General features: G+C 49.0%; 1 protein-coding gene. It reads left to right on the forward strand.

Translation table 11 applies throughout. The annotated features are described in order from the left end of the window. On the forward strand, window positions 1-641 hold a 641-nt coding region (locus R7R78_RS27180; RefSeq protein ID WP_225474745.1), incomplete at both ends, for a methyl-accepting chemotaxis protein.

Genomic DNA, 641 nt, shown 5'->3' on the forward strand with positions numbered 1-641 from the left:
GCCATTGCTTCAATCGTGATGTATTTGATCATCGCTGCCATCAGCACTTACGTGATCACTCGCCTACTACGTCCACTGCAAACTTTGTCGGATGCACTCTCTGAACTGTCACAAGGTGAAGGTGATTTGACGCAGCGCATCGAGATTGAACGCATGGATGAAATTGGTGAACTGGCTACGCACGTCAACCAGTTCCTTGCTCAGATGCAATCAATGCTAAAAAACATCGTCGAAAACAGTCAGCAGTTGTCAGAACAAGCACAACAAGCGAATGAACTCTCAGCCATGGCGGCAGGACGCGTTGAGCACCAACAAAATGACGTAAACCAAATTGCTACGGCCATTCATGAAATGTCGGCAACCGCTGCAGAAGTCGCAAGTCATGCAGAATTGACCGCAAGTGCATCCCAAAACTCCGCATCTGCGTGTGTGGAAGGTCAAAGCGTTATTCAGAAAAACCGAGAAGCAATTGTGTCGCTTGCTGAGCAAGTGAGTGATGCGGCAAATGTAATTTCTGAACTGGAAGCGAACACCCAAAGCATCAACCAAATCCTGTCTACGATTCAAGGCATTGCTGACCAAACCAACCTGCTCGCTCTCAATGCGGCCATCGAAGCAGCACGCGCGGGTGAACAAGGACG

Source organism: Vibrio sp. 2134-1, assembly GCF_033339495.1.